The sequence below is a fragment of the Flavonifractor sp. An92 genome, assembly GCF_002159175.1.
Taxonomy (GTDB): domain Bacteria; phylum Bacillota; class Clostridia; order Oscillospirales; family Oscillospiraceae; genus Pseudoflavonifractor_A.
Genome location: NZ_NFGZ01000051.1, coordinates 1 through 5,807 on the forward strand (window position 1 = coordinate 1; position 5,807 = coordinate 5,807).

The window sequence follows — 5,807 nt, forward strand, 5'->3', positions numbered from 1 at the left end:
CCTTCGCCAAGAGCGCCGGAGCCCACGTCCACCTGGTGGCCCACCCCCGCAAGACCGAGCGCATCGACGACTCCGACGCGGTGGCGGGCATCGCCGACGTGACCAACCTTGCCGACAACGTCTTTTCCGTGTCCCGGGCCCAGGACCAGGGGGACAAGTACGACACCATGCTGTCCATCCTGAAAAACCGCTTCTTCGGCGAGCGCAGCAAGGCCATCACCCTCAGCTTTGAGCCGTTGAGCAAACGGTTTTACAAGACCGGGACCGGCGACCCCAAAAAGCGCTACGGCTGGGAGCATGTCTACACCCAGATCAAGCTCCCGGACGAGGGAGTGTCCCCGGAGGAGGACCCGTTCCCCGACAAATAGCACATCCCAACACCACAAAGGAGGTTACATAACCATGAAAACCATCGCTATTGTGAACCTGAAAGGGGGCGTGGGTAAGACCGTCACCGCCGTGAACCTGTCGGCCATCCTGGCCGCCGAGTACGGCCGGCGTGTGCTGCTGGTGGACTGCGACCCCCAGGCCAACGCCACCCAGTCCCTCCTCCCGCCGGGGGAGTACAACACCCTGGAGCGGCTGCTGGTGGGGGAGGAGACGGACTACCGGGCCCTGGTCTACGAGAGCGCCATCCGGGGCCTCTCCGTCCTGCCCGCCGGCGACGCCCTGCGCAACCTGGACGCCGATCTCCTGGAGGGCCGCCGCCCCCGCCTGGCCGCTCTGCGGGAGCTGCGGGACGTGCTGACCGAGGACGACGCCTGCGACGTGATGGTGCTGGACTGTCCGCCCGCCCTGTCCCCGGCCTGCGCCGCCGCCATCGCCGCCTCCACCCACGTGGTCATCCCCATCAAGCTAGACGCCTACTCGGTGCGGGGCATGGCGGAGCTCACCGCCCAGATCGGCCGCCTGCGCCGGATCTATCCCGACGTCCACATCGCCGGCGTGCTGCCCACCGTCTGGTACCGCTGCGACGCCGTGGAGCAGGGGGAGGCCCTCCTCCGCCAGCACGCCCCCTGCCGGGTCTTTGCCGCCCACATCCGCCGCTCCCCGAAAGTGGACGAGTCCACCTGGACCGGAGAGCCGGTGGTGAGCTGGTCGCCCCGCTCCGCTGCCGCCCAGGACTACCGGGCCTTCGCCGCGGAGCTGCTGGAGGAGCCGTGATGGGCCGCAAGTTCGACCTCGCCGCCGCCTTTACCGCCGCGGTGGGGGAGGTGTCCGACTTGGACACCCGGGAACAGCTCCAGTACATCTCCCTGGACCGGCTGGACCAGGACCCGGGGAATTTCTACTCCCTGGACGGCGTGGAGGAGCTGGCCGCCAACATCCAGCTCTGCGGGCTCCAGCAGCCCCTCCGGGTGCGGGAAGGGGAGCATGGCCGCTACACCATCGTCTCCGGCCACCGGCGGCGGGCGGCCCTGGCCCTCCTGGCGGAGGAGGAGGCCAAGTGGCGCACCGTGCCCTGCCTGGTGGAGACCGACCCGGCCTCCCCGGAGCTGCGGGAGCTGCGGCTCATCCTGGCCAATTCCTCCACCCGGGTGCTCACCCCAGCCGAGACCGCCCGCCAGGCCCAGCAGGTGGAGGAGCTGCTCTACCGCCTCAAGGAGCAGGGCTACCAGTTCCCCGGCCGGATGCGGGACCAGGTGGCGGCGGCCTGCCGGGTGTCCGCCCCCAAGCTGGCCCGGCTGAAGGTCATCCGGGAGCGCCTGATCGGGGAGTGGCTGGGCCAGTTCCAGCGGGACGCCCTGCCGGAACAGACCGCCTACGCCCTGGCCCGGATGCCGGAGGAACTCCAGGAGCGGCTCTTCCGGATCTGCGGGCAGAAACCCCTCACCGGGTGCGCGGCGGAGCGGCTGCTGGAGGCCACCTCCTCCGGAGCGGTGTGGGAGCCCAGCTTCTCCTGCCCGGACGGGAGCCCCTGCCGCCGGGGGGACGCCTTCCTCCGGCACGACGCGGAGAACCCCTTTGAGCTCTGCCTGGGGGAGACGTGCTGCCTGACGTGCAGCCGGGCCAAGAGCAGCTGTTACGCCTGCGACCGGATGTGCGCCAAGGCCAAGGCTCTGCGCAAGGAGGGGCGGGAGGACGCCGCCCGCACCGAGGAGGAGCGGCGGGAACAGCAGCAGCGGGAGTACCGGGCGGCCATCCAGCACAGCGCGGCGCGGCTCCTCCGGGCGGCGGAGGCGGCGGGGCTGGACGACCAGACCCCGCTCCACCTCCAGGACTACCGCCCGGAGCTGACGGTGGAGGAGCTGCGGGACTACGCGGCGGGCGAGTTCCGGGAACGGTACTTTTACGGGAACGACCTGGCGCCCCGGTCCTTCTCCGACCCCGCCGGGCTGGCCCGGACCCTCCGCTGTTCCGCGGACTATGTGCTGGAGCTCACCGAAGAGCTCCGACCCGCCGGAACCGGGGAAGAGCCCTGGCACTGGTGGCCGGAGGAGCCCGAAGAGAGCGGGCTGTACTGGTGCGTCACCGGGCCGCTCCACCGGGGCGGCGGGCTCTACTGGTGGAACCGGGCGAAGCGGCAGTGGGAGGACCCGGCGGCGGGGGGCTTCGGCCTGCACGTGGCCGTGAAGCTGTGGATGCCCTGCCCGGCCCTGCCGGAGTCCATGACCTGGACCCGGACGGAGGAATGAAAAAGCCGCCCCCAAACGGGGGCGGCAGAGGGCCTATTTGGGGTCGTCCTCCCAGAGCGTAAGGAACAGGGCGGCGAAGAGACAGACCACGGCGACCACGCCGAACAGCAGGGCGTCTCCGGTGGGCTTTCTCGGGATATGATCCTCGAAATAATAGATGACCCCAGACGTGGCCGCGCCCAGCCAGAAAAACCCGCGGAACCGGCGGGCGAGCCGGAGAAAGTCTTTCATGCCATTCCCTCCTTTGGGCCCATTATAGCAGAGGACCGGGGAGGGGAGAAGAGGAGGTTTGCATCTTGAATATCCAAACCTTGTGCTGGAGCTGCGCCAACGCGGTGCCAAGCGCAGACGGGGAGCGGGGCTGTCCCTGGTCCCAGTCAGGGAAGCCCGTGGAGGGCTGGAGCGCGATCCGCCGGGACATCCGGCTCCAGCCCACCGACAAAAAGAAGAAACACGTCCGCAGCGTGGAGAGCTACCTGGTGGTGGCCTGCCCGCTGTACCGGCCGGGATAGGAGGGGAATACCATGCGCGATGTGCTGATCGTCCGCGCTCCGCAGCTGAAGCGGGAGGCCCTGGAGGAGCTGCGGGACTATGTGGTGGAGAGCCTGCACCAGGGTGTGCTGGTGGTGCCGGATGGGATGGAATTGGAGGTGCTCGCCCTTCCCGAGCCGGGAGAGGAGAACGCCGGGCCGGACGCCCCGGAGGAGCCCTCCGCCGTCCCTACCGGCCGAGGCGCCGAGGAGAAGCGGGCCATTCAGGAGAAGCTGAAGGCCTACCGCCGCGCCCATGGGCTGGGGTGCTTTCGGGCGGTGGCCCAGGCGGGGCTGCCGGAGGTCACCGAGACCATGCTCCGCAACATGGCCGCCGGTACGGTGGCCTATCCCCTCAGCGACTGGCGCGCTGCCGGGCGGGCCCTGGATCGGGTGTCCAAGTTGGACACCGGGGAGGTGAGCCGGAATGAGCCGTAGGACCAACCAGCGCCGCATCCGCATTCTGGTGACGGCGCAGACCCTGTGGCACCTGGAGGATCTGGCCAAAATCTGCGGCTACCAGGAGATCGGCCGGGTGGTGGATAAGCTGGTGCGGGAGAAGATGCTCTCCCTGCGTACCGGGGAGGGGAGAGAGCATGGATAGACGTCAGAACGCCATCGCCCACTTTGAGGGGCTGATCCGGGACACGGACCAGGTGCTGCCGGCCTGCTCGCCTACCCTGAAGGCTGAGCTGGAGGCGGAACGGGAGTATTACACGCTTGCCATTGAGGCCCTGCGGACGCCGCAGCGTACGGAGACCCAGGAGGCCCTGCTCCGCATCACCCAGAAACCACGGGAATTTTAGGGGGACTGACATGAAATACGACTATGATGCCGGGTTTACCCCGGAGCGCCCGGAGGAGCGGGAGCTGGCGGGGGCGCTGGACCGGTTCTCTGCCGAGTGCATGGAGCACGGCGGCGACGCCGGAGGGCCGTACCTCACCAATCAGGACGGCGTAGAACAGGCGGGCAGGGAAGTGGCGGCCGCTGTCACCGCCATGCTGGCCCGGGCCGGGCAGACCGACACGCCGCCCTGGGCCGGGCTGATCCGCAAGCGGTTCGAGCAAGTGAGGTGAGGGGTTGGCCAAGCGACTGAAAACCATCACCGCCGGGCGGCTGGTGATCGTGGGCTGCTACACCATCCCGACGCCCCGCAGCTCGGACCGGGAGCGCATCGCCCTGCGGGAGATCTCCACCGCCGCCCAGGACCGGGTGAACGCCCGCAAGTCCTGGCAGAAGCTGGAGCAGATCCTGGCGGCCAACTTCGGCCGCCGGGACCTGGTCCTCACCCTGACCTATGAGGATGGGCACCTACCGGCCACCCGCGCCGACGCTGTGAAGCGGGTGAAGAAGCTCATCGTCCAGATCCGGGCCCATCGCCGGGCCCGGGGCCAGCCCACCCGGTATGTCTACGTCACCGAGCAGCTCTCCTCGGAGGGCGGGCGGCTCCATCACCACATGGTGCTCAACGGTACCGGCGATGACCTGGAGGTGCTCCGCTCCCTCTGGACCCACGGCAATGTGGAGCTGGACGCCCTGGACGACTGGGAGGGCTATGAGGCCCTGGCCCGCTACTTGACCAAAGAGCCCCGGGAGCTGGGCAAGCCGGAGACCGGCGCCCGCAACTGGTCGGCGTCGCTGGGCCTCAAAAAGGCGGCAGTGGAGACCGAGATTGTCCGGGACCACCTCACCGCCGTGGCGCCGCCGGGTGCCATCATCCTCAGCGCGCCGCCGCCCATCCGGAACGAGTTCGGCGAGTTCGTCACCATTAAATACTATCTGCCCGAGCGAAAGGAGAGGAAAGGAACCAGGCCACCGCGCAAGCGAAAAGAAAATAGCCCTCGCGTCTTTATTCGGTCTGGAAACCCGGTGTAACAAGTGAAAACGCCCGGAGAAAAGGAGAACAAATGTTGCAACATGCCTCGAACTGTGGTAAACTTGTCATCAAGGATGGATATGTGATGTGTCCGTCCTGCAAGCTGCGTACGAGCCAGGCGGTCCGGCCGGAGACCGTAGCCAGAAACTTACAGCTCTGGTGCCGTCACTGCAAGGCGACGTACATCGTGGATATCGAGAGTGGCCAGTGCTTTCTTAGCCAGTGCCCGACATGATCCCCAGTGTGGGATGAGGTCGGGTGCTGGCTTTTTGTTTTGCCCGGAGGTGATAGCCCGTGGCCTTAAAGCCGCTCCGGCCCTGCCGGCACCCGGGGTGCCCGGAGCTCACCCGGGAGGGGTACTGCCCCAAGCACAAGCCGGCCAAGGCGCCCCGTCGGACCTCGGCGGAGTACCACGGCTGGTATAACCTGCGCGTCTGGACCGACGACCTGCGGCCCGCCCAGCTCCTGCGGGAGCCCTGGTGCCGGGAGTGCGCCCGGCACCAGGGCTCCCGCACCCGGGCCACCGTAGTGGACCACATCACGCCCCACCGGGGGGACTGGCAGCTCTTCGTCGATCCGGCCAACCACCAGAGCCTGTGCAAGCACTGCCACGACCGCAAGACCGCCCGGGAACAGGCGGAGGAACGGCGGAAAAACGCCCGCTCCTGAGCGGCGGGCCGGAGCAGAAGGGGCGGGACGCTTGGGTGCGCGCCCGCGCTCCCGCTGCGCCCGGGCGGGGGCGCGGCAAGCCTGCGGCTTGCGGG

At 68.5% G+C, this 5,807-nt stretch carries 11 protein-coding genes and 1 pseudogene; 11 read left to right on the forward strand and 1 reads right to left on the reverse strand.

Translation table 11 applies throughout. The annotated features are described in order from the left end of the window. From B5G43_RS17445 to B5G43_RS16720, 3 genes and pseudogenes are all read left to right on the forward strand, one after another. Positions 1–368 (forward strand): annotated as a pseudogene (locus B5G43_RS17445) (hypothetical protein); the annotation flags it as partial. A 34-nt stretch (positions 369–402) separates the two neighbouring features. Further along, positions 403–1,164 carry a ParA family protein gene (locus tag B5G43_RS16715; protein WP_087263325.1) on the forward strand — a complete coding sequence of 254 codons (762 nt, stop codon included), beginning with the start codon at positions 403–405 and terminating at the stop codon, positions 1,162–1,164. Further along, a complete protein-coding gene (locus B5G43_RS16720; protein WP_087263327.1) occupies positions 1,164–2,636 on the forward strand; it encodes a ParB/RepB/Spo0J family partition protein in 1,473 nt (490 codons plus the stop codon). The genes B5G43_RS16715 and B5G43_RS16720 overlap by 1 nt, the downstream gene beginning before the upstream one ends. A gap of 33 nt (positions 2,637–2,669) precedes the next feature. Here the strand turns inward: B5G43_RS16720 and B5G43_RS16725 are convergent, their stop codons facing one another. Then, complete coding sequence (locus B5G43_RS16725; protein ID WP_087263329.1) at positions 2,670–2,867, reverse strand: hypothetical protein; 198 nt, start codon at positions 2,865–2,867, stop codon at positions 2,670–2,672. 65 nt (positions 2,868–2,932) lie between these two features. Between B5G43_RS16725 and B5G43_RS16730 the strand changes: the two genes are divergently transcribed. From B5G43_RS16730 to B5G43_RS16760, 8 genes are all read left to right on the forward strand, one after another. After that, positions 2,933–3,148, forward strand: coding sequence for a hypothetical protein (locus B5G43_RS16730; protein WP_087263331.1), 216 nt, complete (start codon positions 2,933–2,935; stop codon positions 3,146–3,148). A gap of 12 nt (positions 3,149–3,160) precedes the next feature. Beyond that, positions 3,161–3,604, forward strand: coding sequence for a hypothetical protein (locus B5G43_RS16735; protein WP_087263333.1), 444 nt, complete (start codon positions 3,161–3,163; stop codon positions 3,602–3,604). Further along, on the forward strand, positions 3,594–3,770 hold the full coding sequence (locus B5G43_RS17525) for a hypothetical protein (RefSeq protein ID WP_164488747.1): 177 nt from the start codon (positions 3,594–3,596) through the stop codon (positions 3,768–3,770). The genes B5G43_RS16735 and B5G43_RS17525 overlap by 11 nt, the downstream gene beginning before the upstream one ends. After that, positions 3,763–3,972 carry a hypothetical protein gene (locus B5G43_RS16740; protein WP_087263335.1) on the forward strand — a complete coding sequence of 70 codons (210 nt, stop codon included), beginning with the start codon at positions 3,763–3,765 and terminating at the stop codon, positions 3,970–3,972. The genes B5G43_RS17525 and B5G43_RS16740 overlap by 8 nt, the downstream gene beginning before the upstream one ends. Positions 3,973–3,982: 10 nt before the next feature. Beyond that, positions 3,983–4,243 (forward strand): hypothetical protein, encoded by a 261-nt coding sequence (locus tag B5G43_RS16745; RefSeq protein WP_087263337.1) that lies wholly within the window; start codon positions 3,983–3,985, stop codon positions 4,241–4,243. A gap of 4 nt (positions 4,244–4,247) precedes the next feature. Next, complete coding sequence (locus B5G43_RS16750; RefSeq protein WP_087263339.1) at positions 4,248–5,042, forward strand: hypothetical protein; 795 nt, start codon at positions 4,248–4,250, stop codon at positions 5,040–5,042. Between the two features lie 86 nt (positions 5,043–5,128). Beyond that, complete coding sequence (locus tag B5G43_RS16755; RefSeq protein WP_242960656.1) at positions 5,129–5,278, forward strand: cysteine-rich KTR domain-containing protein; 150 nt, start codon at positions 5,129–5,131, stop codon at positions 5,276–5,278. A 59-nt stretch (positions 5,279–5,337) separates the two neighbouring features. Next, positions 5,338–5,712 carry an HNH endonuclease gene (locus B5G43_RS16760; RefSeq protein WP_087263343.1) on the forward strand — a complete coding sequence of 125 codons (375 nt, stop codon included), beginning with the start codon at positions 5,338–5,340 and terminating at the stop codon, positions 5,710–5,712. The last annotated feature ends 95 nt before the right edge of the window (positions 5,713–5,807 follow it).

Coding starts and splice junctions, on each gene's coding strand:
- B5G43_RS16715 (WP_087263325.1), top strand. CDS start 403: ATGAAAACCATCGCTATTGTGAACCTGAAAGGGGGCGTGGGTAAGACC.
- B5G43_RS16720 (WP_087263327.1), top strand. CDS start 1,164: ATGGGCCGCAAGTTCGACCTCGCCGCCGCCTTTACCGCCGCGGTGGGG.
- B5G43_RS16725 (WP_087263329.1), bottom strand. CDS start 2,867: ATGAAAGACTTTCTCCGGCTCGCCCGCCGGTTCCGCGGGTTTTTCTGG.
- B5G43_RS16735 (WP_087263333.1), top strand. CDS start 3,161: ATGCGCGATGTGCTGATCGTCCGCGCTCCGCAGCTGAAGCGGGAGGCC.
- B5G43_RS17525 (WP_164488747.1), top strand. CDS start 3,594: ATGAGCCGTAGGACCAACCAGCGCCGCATCCGCATTCTGGTGACGGCG.
- B5G43_RS16740 (WP_087263335.1), top strand. CDS start 3,763: ATGGATAGACGTCAGAACGCCATCGCCCACTTTGAGGGGCTGATCCGG.
- B5G43_RS16745 (WP_087263337.1), top strand. CDS start 3,983: ATGAAATACGACTATGATGCCGGGTTTACCCCGGAGCGCCCGGAGGAG.
- B5G43_RS16755 (WP_242960656.1), top strand. CDS start 5,129: ATGTGTCCGTCCTGCAAGCTGCGTACGAGCCAGGCGGTCCGGCCGGAG.